Raw genomic sequence first — 21,221 nt, 5'->3', positions numbered from 1 at the left:
TGGGCGATATGCATTAGCCTCCCTATAATGTTAACTCCGTAACAGTTCCTCCCGTCCGAGGCATCGTACTGAAACAAGACCGCTTCAAACAGCCGGGAATAGGCCACGATCCGGCATCGTTAGGAACAGGGTAAAGGCGTGGCATTTTGACCGGTTGGGTCCGGTGGACGCGGCATGGGGCAGTGACTATTATCCGCCGCAAAATTGGGAAGTGGACATGAATTACCAGCGGTTCTTCGAAGATGCGATCGATCAGCTCCACGCCGAGCGTCGCTACCGCGTTTTCGCCGACCTTGAGCGCATGGTCGGCAAGTTCCCGCGCGCCATCTGGCGTTCCAACGGCCGTGCCCAGGAAATCACCGTTTGGTGCTCCAACGACTATCTCGGCATGGGCCAGAACGAAGATGTCATCGCCGCCTTCCAGAACGCGGCCGGCCGGATGGGTTCGGGCGCCGGTGGCACCCGCAACATCTCCGGCACGTCCAACCCGCTGGTCGAGCTGGAGCATGAGCTCGCCGACCTGCACGACAAGGAAGCAGCCCTTGTCTTCACCTCGGGCTTCGTCTCCAACGAGGCCTCGATCTCGACCATCGCGCGGCTGCTCCCCAACTGCCTGATCATCTCGGACGAGCTGAACCATGCCTCGATGATCGAAGGCGTGCGGCGCTCGGGCGCGGAAAAGAAGATCTTCCGCCACAACGACGTCACGCATCTGGAAAGCCTGCTGCAGGCGGCCGGGCGCGAACGCGCCAAGCTGATCGTCTTCGAAAGCGTCTATTCGATGGACGGCGACATTGCGCCGATCAAGCAGATCGTCGAGCTCGCCGAGCGCTACAACGCCATGACCTATATCGATGAGGTCCATGCCGTCGGCATGTACGGACCGCGCGGCGGCGGCATCACCGAGCGCGAAGGCCTGGCCGACCGCATCGACATCATCCAGGGCACGCTGGCCAAGGCCTTCGGCACGCTGGGCGGCTACATCACCGGCACCAGCGCGGTGATCGACGCCGTGCGTTCCTATGCGCCTGGCTTCATCTTCACCACCGCGCTGCCGCCGGCCATCGCCGCCGCCACCACCGCCTCGATCCGCCACCTCAAACGCTCGCAGGCCGAGCGGGACGCGCAGCAGCGCCAGGCGGCGCGCACCAAGCAGGTGCTTGCGGCGGCCGGCTTGCCGGTGATGGAATCGGCCACCCATATCGTGCCGGTGCTGGTCGGCGACCCCGAGCTTTGCAAGATGGCCAGCGACCGCCTGCTCGGCGTGCACGGCATCTACATCCAGCCGATCAACTATCCGACCGTGCCGCGCGGCACCGAGCGGCTGCGCATCACGCCGACGCCGTTCCATTCGGACGCGCTGATCGCCGAATTGCAGGACGCGCTGGTCGAGACCTGGGATGCGCTAGGCATTCCCTATGCCAACTCCGGCCGTCCCGCTGTCGCCAAGACCGATCGGATCATTCCGCTCCTGGTGCCGAAGTCAGGCGGGTGACTTGCAACTGTCGGAGCGCTGGCCGCGCTCCGCTTATCACTGTTTCTCGTTCTCCAACGCTGCGCCGCTCCTAAGTCACGGCATGGATCCTAGGGTCTCCGCGACGTCGCTTCGCGACTGCTTCGCCCTAGGATGACGACGTCCATTTTGCCAACCGACAATCGCAAACGTTGGAGATTGTCCGAGGCCGTCCTTCCGTCGTCATTCCAGGGCGAAGCAAGGAGCGAAGCGACGCGCGCAGACCCTGGAATCCATGCCGTCACGTCTGCCCAAGAACGAAGCGGTGCAGAAAAAGGGTTCGCAAACAAACACTTCCCGCCCGACTACGACCTCACACCGTCTTCATCCATTTCGCCAGGCGATGCGCCGCTTCCTCGAGCTGATCGGGGCGACGGTGGAAGCATAGTCGGAGGAAGGCCTCGCCACCGGAGCCGAAGGCGGTGCCGGGCGCCAGGCCGACATTGGCGTTGTCGACGATGTCGAAGGCAGCTTTTCGGGCATCGGTGAGGCCGTCGACCCTGAAGAACAGGTAAAAGGCGCCCTGCGGCACGGTGAAACGCGCCTTGCCGGTTTCGCCCAGAATGCCGCAGACGAGATCGCGGGCGGCACGCGCGCGCTCCACCTGTTCGGTGATGAAGCCGTCGCCCTCGTCAAGGGCTGCGACCGCGCCGCGCTGCATGAATTGGGCGACGCCCGAGGTCGAGTACTGGATCAGGTTTTCGAACACCTGCTGCAAGGCGGGATGGGTCTTGATCCAGCCGACGCGCCAGCCGGTCATCGCCCAGTTCTTGGAGAAACTGTTGACGAACAGGATGCGGTCGTCGAGCGTGGCCACGTCAAGGAAAGACGGCGCGCGGCCATGGCCGTAGTGGAACAACGAATAGATCTCGTCGGCAATGATCCACAGGCCCTTTTGGCGGGCGAGATCGAGGATAGCCTGGAGCGTCTCCTTGTCGGCGGTCCAGCCGGTCGGGTTGGACGGCGTGTTGATGAACAACAGCTTCGTGCGCGGCGTGATCGCGGAGGCGATCTTGTCGACGTCGCAGGACCAGCCATTGCCGGACTGGTCGAGGGTGACCGGCACCGGCACGGCGCCCGCCACGCCGGCGGCCGCGGCGAAATTCGGCCAGGCGGGCGAGAGATAGATCACCTCGTCGCCGCTGCCGGCGATCGCGTCGATGGCCAGCTGGATGGCATGCATGCCGGATCCGGTGACGATGAACTCTTCCTCGGCGAAGGTCCTGCCGAAGTGCCTCGCGTAGTAGCGGGCGAGCGCCTGCCTGAGCGCGGGAATGCCCTTCTGCCAAGTGTAGAACGTCTCGCCGTCCGCCAGTCCTTTGGCGGCGGCATCGCTGATGAAGGCCGGCGTCGGCAGATCGCCCTCACCGGCCCAGAGCGGGATCAGGCCTTCGCGCAGGCGGCCGTGATTAACGACGGCGACGATGCCGCTTTCGGGCGCAGCGCGGGCTTCGGTGCGCAAGGTCTGGATCAGGGTCATGCAAGAATCCGTCCGGTTTTTCGTGACTGCTAGCCCCTTTTACGACAGCCGCAAACAGAAAGCCCCGGCCGCAGGCGACCGGGGTTTTGGTCCAGAGTGCGCGCGTTGCGTTATCTCTTGGCCAGCAGGTCGCGGATTTCGGTCAGAAGCTGCACGTCGGCCGGCGGCGGGGCAGCGGCAGGGGCGGGCTTTTCGCGCTCCAGACGCTTGCGCATATTGTTCACGGCCTTGACCATCAGGAAGATAATAAAGGCAAGGATCAGGAAGTTCAGCACGACCGTGATGAAGCTGCCATAGGCAAAGACCGCGCCCTCTTTCTTGGCATCGACCAGCGCGCTCGAATGGACGTTCGAGGACAGCCCGAAGAAGTAATTGTTGAAGTCCAGCCCGCCGAAGATCGCGCCGACGATCGGCATGATGATGTCGTTGACCAATGAATCGACGATCTTGCCGAATGCAGCGCCGATGATGACACCGACGGCCAAGTCCATGACATTGCCCTTGGAGATGAATTCCTGGAATTCTTTCAGCATTCGTCCCTCCTTGCCGTAACAGGCCGCGCTGCCGCCTCACCAGTGTCCTTCGGCGCCGGCCCGGGCCCACAATAACAAAAACCCCCGGTCGCAAAACCGGAAAAAAGGCGAAAGCACCGGTTTGTGTTTACGCGGCGTCATCAAGCACATATGCGCCAAAAGCCGCGATGGACTCACGGTTGGAGCTGTGATTGCGTTGTAGGAACCGGACAAGGAACCGGACAGGGAGGAAGTGCGGACCGTGTTAGGCTGGTTCGTCGTCATCATCGCGATCGCCTATGTGACGCTGCTTTTTGCCATCGCCAGCGTCGGCGACCGGCGTGCGGCAACAATCGGCCTGGGCCGGGCACGGCCTTTCATCTATGCGCTCAGCCTCGCCATCTATTGCACGTCCTGGACCTTTTTCGGCTCGGTCGGCCTTTCCTCCGAGCGCGGCCTCGAATTCCTCGGCATCTATACAGGCCCGGTGCTGGTCTTCGTGTTCGGCTTCCCGCTGCTCAGCCGCATGATCCGGCTGGCAAAAAGCGAGAAGATCACCTCGATCGCCGACTTCCTCGGCGCCCGCTACGGCAAGAGCTTCACCGTCGCGGCGATCGCGACGCTGATCGCGACCATCGGCGCGGTGCCCTATATCGCGCTGCAGCTGAAGGCGATCTCGGGCTCCGTCAGCCTGATGGTCGAGCACTATACCGGCTCGCCGCCCTCCTTCGATCCGTTCGTCAGCGACATCTCGCTCGTGGTCGCGATGCTTTTGGCGCTGTTCGCGGTGCTGTTCGGCACCCGCCATGCCGACGCCACCGAACATCAGGACGGCCTGGTGCTCGCGGTAGCGGTCGAGACCGTGGTCAAGCTCGCCGCATTCATAGCCATCGGCCTGATGGTGACGTTCCTGATCTTCGGCGGGCCCGGCGACATGTTCGCCAAGCTCGCCGGAAACGGCCAGGTGCGCCAGGCCATGAGCTACAGCACCTCTTTGGCCACCTGGCTGGTGCTGACCGGCCTGAGCGGCTTTGCCGTGCTGATGTTGCCGCGGCAGTTCTACGTCACCATCGTCGAGAACCGCAGCGAGGCGGAGCTGCGCACGGCGACCTGGGTGTTCCCGCTCTATCTCGTGGCGATCAACCTCTTCGTGCTGCCGATCGCCTTTGCCGGGCTGTCGCTGGTCGGCGCCAGGACAAGCAGCGACCTTTACGTGCTGTCGCTGCCGCTGCTCAGCGGGCATGACCTGCTGGCGATGGCCGCCTTCGTCGGCGGCCTGTCGGCGGCGACCGCCATGGTGATCGTCGAGAGCGTCGCGCTGTCGATCATGATCTCCAACGATCTCGTCATCCCGCTGTTCGTGCGCCGCGTGCTCAAGACCAGCTCCTCCGAGAACGAGGACTGGTCGACGCTCATCCTCAATGTGCGCCGCGCCTCGATCTTCATCATGCTGTTCATCGCCTTCCTCTACTATCGCGAGAGCACCAACAGCGCGCGGCTGTCGTCGATCGGACTGATGTCGTTTGCCGCGATCGCGCAATTCGCGCCGGCGCTGATCGGCGGCCTGATCTGGCGCCGCGCCAATGGCCGGGGCGCCGCGCTCGGCATGGTCGCCGGCATTGCCGTCTGGGGTTACACGCTGCTGCTCCCCTCGCTCGTCGGTCCCTCTACCGACATCGTCGTCCACGGCCTGTTCGGCTTCGAGGCACTGAGGCCGCAGGCGCTGTTCGGCACCGTCGGCGAGCCGCTGAACCATGGCGTGCTGTGGAGCCTCTCTGTCAACGCGCTGTTTTTTGTCCTCGGCTCCCTGTCCCGCGCATCCGTGCCGCTGGAGCGCATCCAGGCGGCGATCTTCGTGCCGCGCGAGGCCAGCCCGATGCCGAGCCTCAGACGCTTCCGCACTGCCGTCACCGTCAACGACCTGAAAGATACGATCTCGCGCTATCTCGGCGTCGAGCGCACGGAGCGCTCGTTCCAATCCTTCGAAAGGGACGCGAAAGTCTCCCTGCACGGTACCGAACAGGCCAGCATGGATGTCATCCGCTTCTCGGAGCAATTGCTGGCGAGCGCCGTCGGCTCTTCCTCGGCGCGGCTGATCCTGTCGCTGCTCTTCCGCCGCAACGACCGCGACTCCAAGGATGCCTTCAAGCTGCTCGACGACGCCACCGAGGCGCTGCAGCACAATCGCGACTTGCTTCAGATTGCGCTCGACCAGATGGAGCAAGGCATCACCGTCTTTGATCGCGACTTCCGGTTGATCTGCTGGAACAGGCAATACCGGCTGCTGTTCGACCTGCCGGACGAGATGGGCCAGGTCGGCGTCTCGCTCGACCGGATCCTGCGCCATCTCGCCGAGCGCGGCGATATCCCCGCCGACCAGCGCGTGACGACGCTCAACCGGCTGACCAGTTTCGCCGGCCCGTGGCAGATGGAACTGAAGACCAGCGGCCGCATCCTAGAGCTGCGCTCCAACCCGATGCCCGACGGCGGCATCGTCGCCACCTATGCCGACATTTCCGGCCGCGTCGAGCAAGACCTGGCGCTGAAGCGGGCCAATGAATCGCTGGAGCAGCGGGTCAAGACCCGCACCATCGAGCTCACGCGCGTCAACGAGGAGCTGGCGCAGGCGCAGATGCTGGCCGAGGAAGCCAATCTCGGCAAGACGCGCTTCCTGGCCGCCGCCGGTCACGACATCCTGCAGCCGCTCAACGCCGCCCGGCTCTATTGCTCGTCGCTGATCGAGAAGGCGGGCAAGGGACCGGCCGGCAAGGCCGCGGTCAATATCGAATCCTCGCTGGAATCGGTCGAGACCATCCTCGGCGCCGTGCTCGACATCTCCCGGCTCGACGCCGGCGCCATGAAGCCCGAGAACGCCGCCTTCAACCTCGGCGGACTGCTCGGCCAGATCGGCAACGATTTCCGCCCGCTTGCCGCTGAAAAGAAGCTCGAACTCACGATCATCCCATCCTCGCTCGGCGTCATGACCGACCGCAACCTGCTGCGCCGGCTGATCCAGAACCTCGTCTCCAACGCCATCAAATACACGCGCCAGGGCCGCATCCTGGTTGGAGTGCGGCGACGCGGCGAACTGGCCGAGATCCAGGTGATCGACACCGGCATCGGCATTGCCGGCGACAAGCTCAACACGGTCTTCCACGAGTTCACGCGCCTCGACGAGGGCGTGCGCGAGGCCGAAGGCCTTGGCCTGGGGCTCTCCATCGTCGACCGTATCGCCAGGGTGTTGAGGCTCGAGATCCGCATCTATTCCAACCCCGGCAGGGGCACGCGCTTTTCCGTCATCCTGCCTGTCGCGGCGGTCGCCGCGCCGCCGCGCGAGGCCGGCAAAGCGCCGGCCCGCTCCGCCTCGACGCTTGCCGGGCTCAATGTGCTGTGCATCGACAATGACGCGCGCATCCTCGACGGCATGCGGCTGCTGCTCGAAGGCTGGGGATGCCATGTCGAGACGGCTTCGGGATTAGGCGATCTGCTGAACCCCGGCGCGCCGAAGCCGGACTTGGTGCTTGCCGACTATCATCTCGACGGCGGCACCGGGCTCGATGCGATCGCCGCACTGCGCGCCGCCTACGGACGGGACCTTGCCTGCGTGCTGGTCACCGCCGACCGCTCCAGCGAGGTGCGCTCGGCTGCCGACCGGCTCGACATTCCGGTCATCAACAAGCCGCTGAAGCCGGCGGTGCTGCGCTCGATGATGGCGCGTGTCAGGCCGCTGGCGCCGGCGGCGGAATGATCAGCCGACCGGCTGCAGCGGGTCGCCGCCGATCTTCGACAGCTGGATGACCGCCTGGGTTCGGCTATCGACGCCGAGCTTCTGCAGGATGGCCGAGACATGCGCCTTGATGGTGGCTTCGGAAACGCCGAGCTCATAGGCGATCTGCTTGTTGAGCAGGCCCTCCGCCAGCATGCCGAGCACCCGCGTCTGCTGCGGCGTCAGCGCCTGCAGCCGCTTGATCAGGTCGGAGATTTCGGGATCGCGCTCGACGCCGAGCTCGATGCCCGTGGGTGCCGCGATATCGCCGGCGAGCACCGCCTGCACGGCGGCGTGTATCTCTTCCATGCTCGCCGATTTGGATATGAAGCCGGATGCGCCGAGATCGAGCGCGCGGCGGATGGTGACGGGATCGTCATGCGCCGATACCACCACCAGCGGCACCGCCGGATGGATGCCGCGCAGGGAGATCAGGCCGGACAGGCCGCTGGCGCCCGGCATCGACAGGTCGAGCAGCACCATGTCGACATCCTCGTTGGCAACCACCAGCGCCTTGGCGCTTTCGAAATCCCCAGCCTCATGGATGGCGGCAACGTCGCCGATGCCGGCCAGCGCCTCCTTCAGCGCGCCGCGAAAAAGCGGATGGTCGTCGGCAATGACGAAAGTGTGGCCCGACGGCAAATATTCCTCCCCCGATCCCATCATCGTTGTGTGCTTCTTGCGGGGACCGGAATGATTATGCGGCGACGCGGCGCGTTTTCAAGCGGCAAAGGCCGCATGCGGGGTTTTCCCCAGGACGGCTCGGCCGCGCCCCCGGTTCAGGTCTTCTGATTCAGCTTGGTGCCGCCGTCACCATCGTCCTTGTCCATGTCCTTGACGATGTCCTTGAAGGTCCGGAAGAACTGCTCCATGTAGCCCAGCGACTTGTTGAAATCCTCCTGACTGGGCAGGTTGGATTCCAGCCGGGCGGAGAGCGAATTCTCGAGCTTGGCGACGCGCGCGTCGAGCGCCTTGACCGAATTGTCCAGCCGGTCGATCTCGTCCTGGTAGGCGGCGCGCTCGTCGGCGGCCATCTTGCAGACGAGCTGGCCGGAGCGCTCCTCGCAGATCGACATGGCGCCGGTTCGGGTGTCCATGCGGACATAACCGTCGGCGGACTTCTCCAAGCGGTAGTGGTCGGTCTCCTCGGAATAGGCGGAAGCGGCAACCAGCGAGCAAAGCGCCGCGGGGATCAGGATGTGCTGCAGACGCATGTTGTTCCTCCATGAGCCAGTGAAGGCGGCATATCACAGGTTTGCGCCGGAAATGGGGAAGAGTCGAGCTCGAGCCTTCCCCCTACCTTCGGTTCGGACTATAGCGCGACAATGTCTCAGATTATCTACAAGATCGCGCCCGAGGCGCTTTGGCGCGAAGCCGAGAGAAACGGGCGCTTCACCGGCGCGCCGATCGACATCGCCGACGGCTTCATCCATTTCTCCACCGCCGGTCAGCTGCGCGAGACGGCGGCCAAGCATTTCGCCGGACAGACGGACCTGCTGCTGATCGCCATCGACGGGGCCAAACTGGGGGATGCGCTGAAATACGAGGTGTCGCGCGGCGGTGCCTTGTTCCCGCATCTCTACGCCGCGCTCGCACTTGATGCCGTTCTCTGGGTGAAACCGCTGCCGCACGGCGCCGGCGGCCACGAATTCCCGGCGCTGGAGGGCGAATGAGCGTGCTCGACCGGATCGGCCAGAAACTGCTTTTCTCCTTCGATCCGGAAACCGCGCACGGCCTGTCGATCGCGGCGCTGCGCTGCGGGCTTCCGGTTGGGGCGACGACGCCGCGCGACGCGCGGCTCAAGCTGAGCCTCTGCGGCCTTGACTTCCCCAATCCGCTCGGCATGGCCGCCGGCTACGACAAGAACGCCGAAGTGCCGGATGCGCTGCTGGGGCTTGGCTTCGGCTTCGCCGAGGTCGGCACCGTCACGCCGCTGCCGCAACCCGGCAACCCGAAGCCGCGCATCTTCCGGCTGACGGCGGACGAAGCGGTGATCAACCGGCTGGGCTTCAACAATGAAGGCCATGCGGCGGCCGAAAAACGGCTTGCCGCGCGCAAGGGCCGTCCAGGTATCGTCGGCGTCAACATCGGCGCCAACAAGGACAGCGCCGACCGCATCGCCGACTACGAGCGCGGCGTCGCCCGCTTCGCGCAACATGCCTCCTATCTGACGGTCAACATCTCCTCGCCCAACACGCCAGGCCTGCGCAACATGCAGGCGCGCGAGCAACTCGGGGAACTGCTGTCGCGGGTGATGGCCGCGCGTGCGGCCGCGTCGGCGCAGCCGCCGGTTTTCCTCAAGATCGCGCCGGATCTCGTCGAGGCGGAACTCGAAGACATCGCCGCCGAGGTCGCCGAGAAGAAAATCGACGGCGTCATCGTCTCCAACACGACGCTGGCGCGGACCGGGTTGCGGAGCGCGACCGCGGCCGGTGAAGCCGGCGGCCTTTCGGGCAAGCCGCTGTTCGGGCGTTCCACCGCTGTGCTGGCCCGCATGCGAAAGCTGCTCGGACCCGACATGGCCATTATCGGTGTCGGCGGCGTCGATTCCACCGAGGCCGCATTGGAAAAGATCCGCGCCGGCGCCGACCTCGTCCAGCTGTACACTGGCATGATCTATGCCGGTCCGGCGCTGCCGGGGCGCATCGTTGCCGGCATGGCGCGCTTTGCGGAGAGGGAGCACCTCAAATCCATCGGAGAGCTGCGCGACACCGGCTGCGCAAGATGGTCCGAACAACTCTGAGAGTTCCCACCAATCAGGAGGGCAAACGATGGCCGAAATTCTGGACTCCGTCGTGGACTCGATCGGTGGAACGCCGTTGGTCCGGCTCGACAGGCTGACGGCGCAGGCGGGCGTCGACGGCGCAATCCTCGCCAAGCTGGAATATCTCAATCCAGGCTTTTCCAAGAAGGACCGTGCGGCACTTGGAATAATCGAGGAGGCCGAGGGATCCGGCGCCATCAAGCCGGGTCAAACGGTGGTCGAGCTTACCTCCGGAAACATGGGCACGGGGCTCGCCATCATTTGCGCCGTCAGGGGCTACCCCTTCGTCGCGGTGATGTCGAAGGGCAATTCCGAAGAGCGTGCACGCATGATGACGGCGCTCGGCGCGGAAGTCATCCTCGTGGACCAGCTGCCGGGGTCAGTGCCGGGGCAGGTCTCGGGTGGCGACCTGGCGCTCGTCGAGCAGGCCGCCAAAGCGGTTGCGGCGGAACGTGGCGCGTACCGCGCCGACCAGTTCCATCGCGACGGGAACTGGCTTGCGCATTATCACGGAACCGGACCGGAAATCTGGGACGCCAGCCATGGCGCCGTCGATGCATTCGTCGACTTCATCGGCTCGGGCGGCACATATGCCGGGGTGGCAAGGGCACTGAAGGAACGCGATCCTCTGATCAAGTGCTTCATCGTCGAGCCCGAGGGCGCCGCGGCCGCCGCGGGAGAGACGGTCACCCAGCCCGAACATCCCATTCAAGGCGGCGGTTACGCCATGCCGGACCTGGCATTCCTGAACAACGCGCCCGTCGACGGTTATCTTCAGATTTCCGGCGATGAAGCACGCGAGGCCACGCGCCTGCTCGCGCGCAGCGAAGGTATCTTCGGCGGCTTCTCCTCGGGTGCGAATGTGGCCGCCGCGCTGCGTCTCCTGCGCGGCGATCAATCAGGCAAGACGATCGCTGTCGTGATTTGCGACTCCGGCCTGAAGTACCTCTCGACCGATCTCTGGAGCTGAGAAACGCCGGCACTTAGCCCGGCTGAAACAATCGGCACTAAAATGCCGTGCGTACCCTGAGCCTGAGCACCGCAAGCAAACTCACTCCCCGCACCAGCAGGAAGACATGCAGCGATGCCCATAGGCCGTTGTTGCCGAAGGCCGGGGCCAGGGTGATGAGCGCGGCGCTGAAGACGAGGAACGACAAGAGCATCATGTTGCGCATGTCGCGTGACCAGGTAGCGCCGATGAAGACGCCGTCCATCTGGAAGGCCAGCACGCCGCTCAGCGCCGTGAAGGCCGCCCAGGGCAGATAGGTGTCGGCGACCGCGCGGACTTCTGGAGACGTCGTCACCAGTGCCACCAGACTGGTGCCGGCGGTCAACAGGATGAGCGTGGCGATGCCGGCGAGACAAAAGCCCCAGATCAGCGTCAGCCGGACGGCCTGCCGGAACGGGGCCGGCGCATGCGCGCCGATGGCGCGACCGGCCAGCTGCTCCGCGGCGGTGGCGAAACCGTCGAGGAAATAGCCGGCGATGAGGAAGAAGTTCATCAGCACAGCGTTGGCGGCGAGCGTCACTGTGCCGAATTGCGCGCCCTGCCTGGTGAACAGCGCGAAGGCGGCAAGCAGCGAGAAGGAGCGGATCATGATGTCGCGGTTGAGCGACAGCATGCGCCGGTAGGCCGGGAGGTCGAGGATGCGGCGGCGTGACGGCCGCTCCAGCTTGCGGAAACGGTTGAGCACGATGGCAAGGCCAAGCAGCATGGCCAGGAACTCGCCGGTGACGGTCGCCCAGGCGACGCCGGCGACGCCCCAGCCAAGCTCGAGGCCAAGCAGGAAGCAGAGCGCGATGTTGATGCCGTTGAGCACCGCCTGCAGCATCAGCCCGAGCCCGCCTTCGCCGCGCCCCAGCACGTAGCCGAGTATGGCGTAGTTGATGAGCGAGAAAGGCGCTGCCAGCAGCCTGATGCGAATATAGACCGACATCGCCGCGCTGACGCGCGGCTCGGCGCCCATGAACCATTGGCCGCCGACGGCAAAGAGCGGCGAAAGGGCGGCAAGTATGACGCCCGCGACGACCGCGATCAGCACGGCGCGCCACAGCACCGCCTGTTCCTCCAGCGAATCGCCGCGCCCGAACGCCTGGGCGACGAGGCCGGTGGTGCCGGAGCGCAGGAAATTGAACGTGGTGAAGACGACGTCGAAGACCAGCGATCCCGCCGCCAGGCCGCCAAGCAAGGCCGCGTCGCCGAACTGGCCGACCACCGCCGTGTCGACGATGCCGAGCAGAGGCGTCGTCAGATAGGCAAGCGTCATCGGCACGGCGATCGCCAGCACCGAGCGGTTGGTGACCGCGAAGGATCTGGCGCTGGCTTGGGTTGCGTCCATTGCTGCCTGGCTGATTGCGGCTTGATCGTGAACCCGATGTGCCTCAGTTTGCCGGCGCCACGCAACCACCATCCGCCGAACTGCCAACCGAATTTTCCGCTGGCCTTACGCAATTCCGGACGGAAAACCGTTTCACTTTTTTCCTGGAATTGCCCAGAGCTGGCGCAGGCCTCCCGATCCATGCCGCTGCAGATCGTCCATCACCCCGACTATGACGCCGGCTTCGCCGTCAACCACCGCTTTCCGATGAGCAAATATCCGCTTTTGATGGAAGCCTTGCATATGCGCGGGCTGGCCGCACCGGGCGCGCTCTCGATGCCGGAACCGGCGCCCGCCGCACGGCTGAAGCTCGCGCACGCGGCCGAGTATGTCGACCAGGTAATCGCCTGCCAGGTGCCGGAGGCAATAGAGCGCGAGATCGGCTTTCCGGTCGGTCCGCGCGTGTCGCTGAGGGCGCAGCTTGCCACCGCGGGCACGGTGCTGGCCGCCAGGCTGGCGCTGAGACACGGCATCGCCTGCAACGCGGCCGGCGGCAGCCATCATGCCAGGCGCGCGCAAGGCGCCGGCTTCTGCACCTTCAACGATGTCGCCGTCGCCTCGCTGGCGCTGCTGGCCGAAGGCGCCGTCGAAAATGCGCTGGTGGTCGACCTCGACGTGCATCAGGGCGACGGCACCGCCGACATCCTGAAGGACGAGCCTCGCGCCTTCACCTTTTCCATGCATGGCGAGCGCAATTACCCGGTGCGCAAGATCGCCTCGGACCTCGACGTCGCCTTGCCGGACGGCACCAGCGACGGCGCTTATCTCGAGCGGCTCGCCGCCATCCTGCCGGATCTATCCGGGCAAAGGCGCTGGGACCTCGTCTTCTACAATGCCGGCGTGGATGTCCATGCCGAGGACAGGCTCGGCCGGCTGGCACTGAGCGACGATGGCCTCAGCGCTCGCGAAGACATGGTCATCGGCCATTTCCGTAAACAGGGCGTGCCGTTTTGCGGCGTCATCGGCGGCGGCTACTCGACCGACGTGCCGGCGCTTGCCGCACGGCACGCCATCCTGTTCGAGGTCGCCTCCCGATATGCGTGATGCTGCGCCGAGCTATTTCCTGTAGCTGGCGATCCTGAGCAGGATGAACACGGGCACCACGATCGCCGCGCCGAGCAGGATATAGCCCAGGAAGCGGTCGATGGCGTGGAAGCCGAGATTCCACAGATCGACGAAGAATTGGCGGATGCCATAGAAGACGTCCATCGGCGACCAGCCGAAGGCATGCATGACGAGACCGACGAGGAAGGAGACTACCAGCAGCTTCAGGAACACCCTGAGCGGCGTGTCGCCAAGAAAGCGCGTCATTGCGGACAAGGCCATTCTCCGGTTCGAGCCGCCCGATTCGGCGGCGCGACATCAGAGATACGCACTCGACAGGCCACCATCAAGCAGTACCGCCGCCGGCTCCGCTTTGCCGATTGCTTGAGGCCCCGCCATCATGGTAACGAGGGCTCGCGCGGGTATGATGTAATGGTAGCTTGTCAGCTTCCCAAGCTGAACGCGCGGGTTCGATTCCCGCTACCCGCTCCAGCTTGCGCTGCAAGGGTTCGAGTCAGACCTCACCAAGGGGCCAAATTACGCGACCGATTCGGGTCGACTGCCGGGGATCGCGGGGCGCAATTGCACGGGTCGACCCTCAGGCCGATCAGTTTGCGCGAGGATGAATTCGGCTGTTGTAATGCGAGCGTTTTGGGTCTTGCACACCAACGCAAGACCCAGTCAGCGATTCACCCGGCAGGCCCCGGGCAGGTGGTTGCCATCGACCTAGAGCCGGAGGCCGAGCCAGACGCGGCGGCGCCAACAGCGGACATGGCGCCGGCCATAGCGCCAGTAGCGGCGGCAGACCCGTCTCCAAACGCGCCGACGGCGGCGGCGGTAGTACCGGTCACGGTAATACCGGCGGCGGTAATACTGAGCTGGCTGCAGCAGATCGGCCTGGTCATCCTCCTCGTAGATGGCCGGATCCGGCTTGTCCAATTCATCGAGAATCCCGGTGCCTTTGGGGATGCCGGCAACCGCCTTGGCTGGTCCGGCCAGGCTTGCAAGCGCTGCCGCCCCCGCAACCCCAAGCATTCCGGTCAGAAACAACCGACGTTCCATCGAAACCTCCCGAGCTGTTGAGCATCGGCAGCCTTCCCTCACCCGCAACGGGCTCCAGCGAGCGGCCGATCGGTTTGAACGCACGAGTAGCATTCTCGTTCCATTACCCCACTTCGCGCAGGATGAAGTCGTGCAGCATTTTGGCGGCGGGCGAGAGCACGCGGTTCTTGACCGTGATCAGGCTGTAGGGCCGGACCTCGATGTCGAACTCGGTCTGCACGACATCGATGGCGCCGGCCAGCCCGTCGCCGCCCTGGATGAACTTGGCGACCTGGATCGAGACCGGCGCGATGGCGTCGGACTGCGCCACCATCACCAAGGTGAGCAACAGCGAAGAGGTGTTGAGGATGCGGTCGGGCAGCGGAATGTCGCGGTTCAAGAAGTTGCTTTCCATGGCCTGGCGCAGCGGCGAGCCGCCGGACTGGAACACCCAGTCATAGCCCGCCGTCTCCTCCAGCCGCACCATCCGGCCGCTCGCCAGGGGATGACCACGGCGCACGATGAGGCAGGCCTTCTCGACGCCGATGACGCGCGATTCGAAGAGCCGCGGATTGAGGTCGTCGGGGACACGGGCGATGATGAAGTCGTGACGCGACGCGATCAGCTCGCGAGCAAGCACGTTCGAGGTCTCGACCTGCATGGTGATCTCAATGCGCGGATAGATGCGGCGGATCTCACGGATCGCCGGCACGGCCAATTCGATCGCCGGCGCCGTCACCGCGCCGAGGAAGACCGAGCCGCCCTTGCCGGCCTTGAGCTCGGAGATCTCTCGGTCGGCCTCCCGCATCTCGAGCAAAATGGAGCGGGCACGGCGGGCGAGCGCCTGGCCATAAGGGGTCAGCGTCACGCCGCGCGGCAGCCGTTCGCACAACTTCACGTCGAGCACCGCCTCCATCTCGGCGATCATGCGCGAGGCGGCCGGCTGGGAGATATTCATGACCTGGGCGGCGGCGCTCACCCGTCCGTGATCGTCCAGGGCGGTGATCATGCGCATATGGCGAAGACTGAGGCCGCTGCGCAGCAGCGTCTCGCCATCTCCCGGCAACTTCTCGTAACTCCCTGAAATCGCATCGGGATCGCGCGATGCCGCCATGGTTTCGGTCTCTTATCCGGATTTCTATGAGCTCCTTAAGTTATATCAGTTTCGATATAGCAACCAGCAAAGATCGCATTTGACAGTTATGTCAAAGGGACCCACCCTTCGCGCGTTCCGAGGCGCAACGGTCGGCAACGAGCAAATTCGTATCGATTTAAACTGCGCCGCGGGGCCGATTGGGAGGATACCGGAGATCGATAAAGCCGACAGTGGCGCGCCAGCGCACCTGTTCGGTTGCGCGGCCCGCGAAGCCCCGAGGTGTCGCGTCCATCAACCAGGGAGAGTAATCGTGAAGATCATCAAGACGCTGGCCGCCGTGGCGGCCCTTGGCATCGCCGCCATGACCTATTCGGCGCATGCAGCCGACAAGGGTCTCGTTGGCGTGCTGATGCCGACCAAGACCTCGCAGCGCTGGATCAATGACGGCGACGCCGTCAAGTCCCAGCTCGAAGCGCTCGGCTACACCGTCGACCTGCAATATGCGCAGGACGACATCCCGAACCAGCTCAGCCAGCTGGAAAACGAAATCACCAAGGGCCCGAAGGCGCTGATCATCGCTTCGATCGACGGCACCACCATGGCCGACGCGCTGCAGAAGGCCAATGACGCAGGCGTCGTCGTCGTCGCCTACGACCGCCTGATCAAGAAGACGGGCAATGTCGACTACTACACCACCTTCGACAATTTCGGCGTCGGCGTCATCCAGGCGAACTCGCTGGTCAAGGGCCTCAAGGAGCGTTTCCCGAACACCAAGCCGTGGAACGTCGAGCTGTTCGGCGGCTCGCCGGACGACAACAACGCCTTCTTCTTCTACAACGGCGCCATGTCGGTCCTGCAGCCGCTGATCGACGACGGCTCGATCAAGATCAAGTCCGGCCAGACGGGCATGGACAAGGTCGGCACGCTGCGCTGGCTCGCCGCCACCGCCCAGGCCCGCATGGACAACCTGCTTTCGGCCAACTATTCGGACGGCAGCCGCGTCGATGGCGTTCTGTCGCCCTATGACGGCCTGTCGCGCGGCATCACCGCCTCGCTGCGCGCCGTCGGCTACGGCACGGATGCGCAGCCCTGGCCGATCGTGACGGGTCAGGACGCCGAGACCGCCTCGGTCAAGCTGATCATCTCGGGCGAACAGTATTCGACCGTGTTCAAGGACACCCGCGAACTGGCCAAGGCCACCGTGCAGCTGGTCGACAAGGTGCTCTCCGGCGGCAAGCCGGACGGCCTCGACGAAAAGACCTACAACAACGACGTCAAGGTCGTTCCCTCGATCCTGTTGACGCCGCATGAGGTCGACAAGTCGAACTACCAGGCGCAGGTCGTCGATTCCGGCTACATCAAGGCCGACGAGCTGAAGTAGTCCAGCCTCGAAGGGAGGGGTCCTGCGCAACGCAGGGCCCCTTTCCGTTCAGAGCCGACCCCGGTATTGTTTTTGCCGGCTTCTGCAGCGTCACGCGCCGATCCGCAACGCGAAACCGCCGCAGCATGTTGATTTTGCGCATGAGCCTTTTCCGATCTGGGAGGCGTGCGCCAGGGAGCAGATCCTGATGGCCTCGACGATTTTGGAGATGCGCGACATCACCAAGACGTTTCCCGGCGTGAAGGCGTTGTCGAACGTCAATCTCAGCGTCGAGGAAGGTGAGATCCACGCCGTCGTCGGCGAGAACGGCGCCGGCAAATCGACGCTGATGAAGGTGCTGTCGGGCGTCTATCCATCCGGCACTTATGAAGGCCAGATCATCTTTCGCGGCCAGGAATGCAATTTCAAGGGCATTCACGACAGCGAGCATATCGGCATCGTCATCATCCACCAGGAGCTTGCCCTGGTGCCGATGCTGTCGATCGCGGAAAACATCTTCCTCGGCAACGAGCACGCCAGCTACGGCGTCATCGACTGGGACGCCAACGAGACGCGCACCAGCGCCCTGCTCAAGAAGGTCGGGCTCAACGAAGATCCCAAGACGCTGATCACCAACATCGGCGTCGGCAAGCAGCAGCTGGTCGAGATCGCCAAGGCGCTGAGCAAGGAAGTGAAGCTTCTGATCCTCGACGAGCCGACGGCGTCGCTCAGCGAAAAGGACAGCCAGGCGCTGCTCGACCTTCTGCTCGAGTTCAAGCGCCAGGGCATGACCTCGATCCTGATCTCGCACAAGCTCAACGAGGTGAACCGCGTCGCCGACAAGGTGACGGTGATCCGCGACGGGCGCACCATCGAGACCCTGCCGAGGAAGGACATCTCGGAAGACCGCATCATCACCTCGATGGTCGGCCGCTCGCTCGACGATCGCTACCCGCCGCGCGAGCCAAAGATCGGCGAGGTCATCTTCGAGGTCAAGGACTGGTCGGTCTACCACCCGATCCATGCCGAGCGGCAGGTGATCAAGAACATCAATATCAATGTGCGCAAGGGCGAGGTTGTCGGCATCGCCGGGCTGATGGGCGCTGGCCGCACCGAATTCGCCATGAGCCTGTTCGGCCGCTCCTACGGCCGGCGCATCAGCGGCGAGGTGCTGCTCAGGGGCAAGCCGCTCGATCTTTCGACGGTAAGCAAGGCGGTGGAGAACCGCATCGCCTACGTCACCGAGGACCGCAAGACCTACGGCCTCAACCTCATCGACCATATCAAGCACAATGTGACTTTGGCCAATCTGGGTGGCGTTTCGAGCCGCGGCGTCATCGACGACATGCGCGAGATGAGCGTCGCCAACGACTATCGCAAGAAGACCAACATCCGCGCCTCCAGCGTCTACCAGCTGACCGGCAACCTGTCGGGCGGCAACCAGCAGAAGGTCGTGCTGTCCAAATGGCTGTTCGCCGATCCGGAAATTTTGATCCTGGACGAGCCGACCCGCGGCATCGACGTCGGCGCGAAGTACGAAATCTATACGATCATCGCGCGCCTTGCCGCCGAGGGCAAAGCGATCATCGTCATCTCGTCGGAAATGCCTGAACTGCTCGGTATCTCCGACCGCATCTATGTGATGAATGAAGGGCGTATCGTCGGCGAAATGGCGGCAAGCGACGCAAGCCAGGAAAAAATCATGCGCGCCATCGTTCGCGGAGAAGGAAAAGCATCATGAGCACAGACAGCGCTCCCGCGCCGCAAAGCGGCGTCGCCGAGGACGTCAAGCAGGGACCGCGCGTCGCCGTCTCGGCGCTGACGACGAATCTGCGCGAATACGGCCTGATCATCGCGCTGATCGTCATCATGCTGTTCTTCCAGTACACGACGTCGGGAACGCTGTTCAAACCGGTCAACCTCAGCAATCTGGTGCAGCAGAACTCGTTCATCATCGTGATGGCGCTCGGCATGCTCCTGGTCATCGTCGCCGGCTATATCGACCTCAGCGTGGGATCGGTCGCCGGCTTCATCGGCGCGCTGGCGGCGATGATGATGGTGATCTGGCCGCTCGGGATATTCTCGAATCCGCTGGTGGTCTCGATCGTCTGCCTGATCGTCGGCGGTCTCATAGGCGCGGCGCAAGGCTACTGGATCGCCTATCACCGGATACCGAGCTTCATCGTGACATTGGCGGGCATGCTGATCTTCCGCGGCATCTGCCAGGCGCTGCTTGGCGGAGGCTCCTCGGTCGGCCCGCTGCCGGACAGCTTCAAGGCACTGAGCTCGGGCTTCATCCCGGACGTGATCGGCCCGCTGACGCTGATCCCGCCGACGGTGAATGCCGCCGGCAAGACCATCGTCGGCAGCGGCTTGACGCTGCACATGACGACAATCGTGCTGGGCCTGGTCGCGGTGCTCGCCTACGCCTATTTCGGCTTCAGGACGCGGCGCAAGCGCGAGCGGCATGGCTATGAGGCGGAGCCCTTCCCGCTATTCGTCGTCAAGACGCTGGTCGGCAGCGCGCTGGCGCTGTTCCTGGTCTTCCAGTTCGCGAGCTACAGGGGCCTGCCGGTCGTGCTGCTGGTGATGGGCGTGCTGATCTCGCTGTTCGTCTTCGTCACCAAGCGCATGACCATCGGCCGCCGCATCTACGCCATGGGCGGCAACGCCAAGGCCGCGCAGCTTTCGGGCATCAATACCGAGAGGCTGACGCTGCTGGTCTTCATCAACATGGGCGTGCTTTCGGCGCTGGGCGGCCTGATCATCGCGGCGCGCCTCGGCCAGGCGGTGCCGGCGGCGGGTCTCGGCAGCGAGCTCGACGTCATCGCGGCTGTCTTCATCGGCGGCGCCTCGGCGATGGGCGGCGTCGGACAGGTGATCGGCGCCGTCGTCGGCGGCTTCATCATGGGCGTGATGAACAACGGCATGTCGATCATGGGCGTCAATGTCGACTGGCAGCAGGTGGTCAAGGGCCTGGTGCTGCTCGGCGCCGTGATCTTCGACGTCTACAACAAGAACAAGGCCTGAAGGCCGGAAGCGGATTTAAGGAGGCATACGGGTTTCAGATCGCGAAGCTGCCGGCAACCCGTCGGCGCCAAGGGCCCAGCAAGGACCAGGCTCGCGAACGCAATCCGGACGAAGAGTTTCAACCGTGGCGGGGATTGCTCCGCGCCGCGCCAGTCAAGGCTTGCCCGCGGGCGGCCGGCAAAAATGAGAGAGGATTTCAACATGCTGATCTCCCAGATCCTCGACGACGCCGAGACGATCCGCGTCGTCGCCCGCAACGGCGGCGGCAAGACCAGGATCATCAACGGCGCGCGCAGCGTCTATTCGCTGGCGATGGAGGCCGCGCGCACTGGCACCGGGCTCGAAGCGCTGATCGAGCGCAAGGGCTATGGCGAGACGGTCGATCTCGATGCCGCCTACAAGAGGGGCAGGCTGGTCTCGCCGATCAACCACCCCGATCCCGCGCATCTGCATCTCACCGGCACGGGCCTGACGCATCTCGGCTCCGCGGCGACGCGCGATTCCATGCACAAGAAGCTCAGCGAGGGCGGCGAGGAGGACCTCACCGATTCCATGAAGATGTTCCGCATGGGGCTGGAAGGCGGCAAGCCGGCCAAGGGACAGGTCGGCGTGCAGCCGGAATGGTTCTACAAAGGCAACGGCACGATGGCGGTGGCCCCCGGCGCGCCCCTGATGTCGCCGGCTTTCGCGCAGGACGGCGGCGAGGAGCCGGAGATCGCAGGCATCTATGTCATCGGCGATGACGGCGCGCCGTTCCGCGTCGGCTTCACGCTGTCGAACGAGTTTTCCGACCACGTGACGGAGCGGGTGAACTACCTGTTCCTTGCCCATTCCAAGCTGCGCAACGCCTCGTTCGGCCCCGAGATCCTGATCGGCGACCTGCCGGCCGACATCCGCGGCGCATCGCGCATCTGGCGCGACGGCAAGCTGCTTTGGGAGAAGCCGTTCCTGTCGGGCGAAGCGAACATGTCGCACACCATCGCCAATCTCGAGCATCACCATTTCAAATATTCGGCCTTCCGCCAGCCGGGCGACGTGCATGTGCACATGTTCGGCACGGCGACGCTGTCGTTTGCCGACGGCATCAGGACCGAGGCCGGCGATATGTTCGAGATCGAGGCGCCGGATTTCGGCCTGCCGCTGCGCAATCCGCTGGAGATCGAAAAGCCGGTCAAGGTGGCGGTGAAGGCGTTGTGAGAGCGTGATCTCCCCCAAGGGGAGATCAGCAGCTCAGACC

The 21,221-nt window shown here is 64.4% G+C and carries 18 protein-coding genes and 1 tRNA gene; 11 read left to right on the top strand and 8 right to left on the bottom strand.

What is annotated here, in order from left to right:
- Positions 1-217: 217 nt before the first annotated feature.
- A complete protein-coding gene (gene hemA / locus FJ957_RS19045; RefSeq protein ID WP_140833982.1) occupies positions 218-1,495 on the top strand; it encodes a 5-aminolevulinate synthase in 1,278 nt (425 codons plus the stop codon).
- Between the two features lie 331 nt (positions 1,496-1,826).
- On the opposite strand, the gene FJ957_RS19040 is transcribed toward hemA, so the two are convergent.
- Both FJ957_RS19040 and mscL read right to left on the bottom strand, forming a co-directional pair.
- Positions 1,827-2,993, bottom strand: coding sequence for a pyridoxal phosphate-dependent aminotransferase (locus FJ957_RS19040; RefSeq protein WP_140833979.1), 1,167 nt, complete (start codon positions 2,991-2,993; stop codon positions 1,827-1,829).
- 110 nt (positions 2,994-3,103) lie between these two features.
- A complete protein-coding gene (mscL, locus tag FJ957_RS19035) occupies positions 3,104-3,526 on the bottom strand; it encodes a large conductance mechanosensitive channel protein MscL (RefSeq protein ID WP_140833977.1) in 423 nt (140 codons plus the stop codon).
- A 241-nt stretch (positions 3,527-3,767) separates the two neighbouring features.
- On the opposite strand from mscL, the gene FJ957_RS19030 reads away from it, so the two are divergent.
- Entirely contained in the window at positions 3,768-7,253 is a 3,486-nt protein-coding gene (locus FJ957_RS19030; protein WP_140833974.1) for a PAS-domain containing protein, read from the top strand.
- Here FJ957_RS19030 and FJ957_RS19025 read toward each other — a convergent pair whose 3' ends face one another.
- Entirely contained in the window at positions 7,254-7,913 is a 660-nt protein-coding gene (locus FJ957_RS19025) for a response regulator transcription factor (RefSeq protein WP_140834236.1), read from the bottom strand.
- A 137-nt stretch (positions 7,914-8,050) separates the two neighbouring features.
- A complete protein-coding gene (locus tag FJ957_RS19020; RefSeq protein ID WP_140647389.1) occupies positions 8,051-8,485 on the bottom strand; it encodes a hypothetical protein in 435 nt (144 codons plus the stop codon).
- A gap of 111 nt (positions 8,486-8,596) precedes the next feature.
- On the opposite strand from FJ957_RS19020, the gene FJ957_RS19015 reads away from it, so the two are divergent.
- Genes FJ957_RS19015 through FJ957_RS19005 form a run of 3 tightly spaced genes read left to right on the top strand, consistent with a single transcriptional unit; the run spans position 8,597 to position 11,005 of the window.
- A complete protein-coding gene (locus tag FJ957_RS19015; RefSeq protein WP_140833972.1) occupies positions 8,597-8,944 on the top strand; it encodes a DUF952 domain-containing protein in 348 nt (115 codons plus the stop codon).
- Complete coding sequence (locus FJ957_RS19010) at positions 8,941-10,014, top strand: quinone-dependent dihydroorotate dehydrogenase (protein ID WP_140833970.1); 1,074 nt, start codon at positions 8,941-8,943, stop codon at positions 10,012-10,014. Before FJ957_RS19015 ends, FJ957_RS19010 begins: the two co-directional genes overlap by 4 nt.
- A 28-nt stretch (positions 10,015-10,042) precedes the next feature.
- Positions 10,043-11,005 carry a cysteine synthase family protein gene (locus FJ957_RS19005; protein ID WP_140833968.1) on the top strand — a complete coding sequence of 321 codons (963 nt, stop codon included), beginning with the start codon at positions 10,043-10,045 and terminating at the stop codon, positions 11,003-11,005.
- Positions 11,006-11,042: 37 nt separating this feature from the next.
- Here the strand turns inward: FJ957_RS19005 and FJ957_RS19000 are convergent, their stop codons facing one another.
- A complete protein-coding gene (locus tag FJ957_RS19000; protein ID WP_140833966.1) occupies positions 11,043-12,374 on the bottom strand; it encodes an MATE family efflux transporter in 1,332 nt (443 codons plus the stop codon).
- A 180-nt stretch (positions 12,375-12,554) separates the two neighbouring features.
- Here FJ957_RS19000 and FJ957_RS18995 point away from each other — a divergent pair, with 180 nt between their 5' ends.
- Positions 12,555-13,457, top strand: coding sequence for a histone deacetylase (locus tag FJ957_RS18995; protein ID WP_140833963.1), 903 nt, complete (start codon positions 12,555-12,557; stop codon positions 13,455-13,457).
- A gap of 12 nt (positions 13,458-13,469) precedes the next feature.
- On the opposite strand, the gene FJ957_RS18990 is transcribed toward FJ957_RS18995, so the two are convergent.
- Positions 13,470-13,739: a DUF6460 domain-containing protein gene (locus FJ957_RS18990; protein ID WP_246674098.1), complete on the bottom strand. Its 270-nt coding sequence runs from the start codon at positions 13,737-13,739 to the stop codon at positions 13,470-13,472.
- 136 nt (positions 13,740-13,875) lie between these two features.
- On the opposite strand from FJ957_RS18990, the gene FJ957_RS18985 reads away from it, so the two are divergent.
- A tRNA-Gly gene (locus tag FJ957_RS18985) sits at positions 13,876-13,949 on the top strand.
- A 234-nt stretch (positions 13,950-14,183) separates the two neighbouring features.
- Here FJ957_RS18985 and FJ957_RS18980 read toward each other — a convergent pair.
- Together FJ957_RS18980 and FJ957_RS18975 are read right to left on the bottom strand one after the other, a co-directional pair.
- Positions 14,184-14,519, bottom strand: a complete 336-nt coding sequence (locus FJ957_RS18980) for a protamine-2 (modular protein) (RefSeq protein ID WP_140833959.1) — start codon at positions 14,517-14,519, stop codon at positions 14,184-14,186.
- A gap of 103 nt (positions 14,520-14,622) precedes the next feature.
- Positions 14,623-15,612 (bottom strand): LysR substrate-binding domain-containing protein, encoded by a 990-nt coding sequence (locus FJ957_RS18975; protein WP_140833957.1) that lies wholly within the window; start codon positions 15,610-15,612, stop codon positions 14,623-14,625.
- A gap of 292 nt (positions 15,613-15,904) precedes the next feature.
- Here FJ957_RS18975 and chvE point away from each other — a divergent pair, with 292 nt between their 5' ends.
- The 4 genes from chvE to araD1 all read left to right on the top strand — a co-directional run bounded on the left by chvE (position 15,905) and on the right by araD1 (position 21,181).
- Positions 15,905-16,975, top strand: a complete 1,071-nt coding sequence (gene chvE / locus FJ957_RS18970) for a multiple monosaccharide ABC transporter substrate-binding protein (RefSeq protein WP_140673347.1) — start codon at positions 15,905-15,907, stop codon at positions 16,973-16,975.
- 187 nt (positions 16,976-17,162) lie between these two features.
- Positions 17,163-18,695 carry a multiple monosaccharide ABC transporter ATP-binding protein gene (gene mmsA, locus FJ957_RS18965; protein ID WP_140833955.1) on the top strand — a complete coding sequence of 511 codons (1,533 nt, stop codon included), beginning with the start codon at positions 17,163-17,165 and terminating at the stop codon, positions 18,693-18,695.
- Positions 18,692-19,984, top strand: coding sequence for a multiple monosaccharide ABC transporter permease (gene mmsB / locus FJ957_RS18960; RefSeq protein ID WP_140833953.1), 1,293 nt, complete (start codon positions 18,692-18,694; stop codon positions 19,982-19,984). Before mmsA ends, mmsB begins: the two co-directional genes overlap by 4 nt.
- A 201-nt stretch (positions 19,985-20,185) precedes the next feature.
- A complete protein-coding gene (araD1, locus tag FJ957_RS18955) occupies positions 20,186-21,181 on the top strand; it encodes an AraD1 family protein (protein ID WP_140833949.1) in 996 nt (331 codons plus the stop codon).
- Positions 21,182-21,221: the final 40 nt, after the last annotated feature.

Source organism: Mesorhizobium sp. B2-4-6, from assembly GCF_006442775.1.
In the GTDB taxonomy this organism is placed as follows: domain Bacteria; phylum Pseudomonadota; class Alphaproteobacteria; order Rhizobiales; family Rhizobiaceae; genus Mesorhizobium.
The sequence above is the reverse complement of the archived record's forward strand: the minus strand, read 5'-3'. Positions and strand labels throughout refer to the sequence as shown.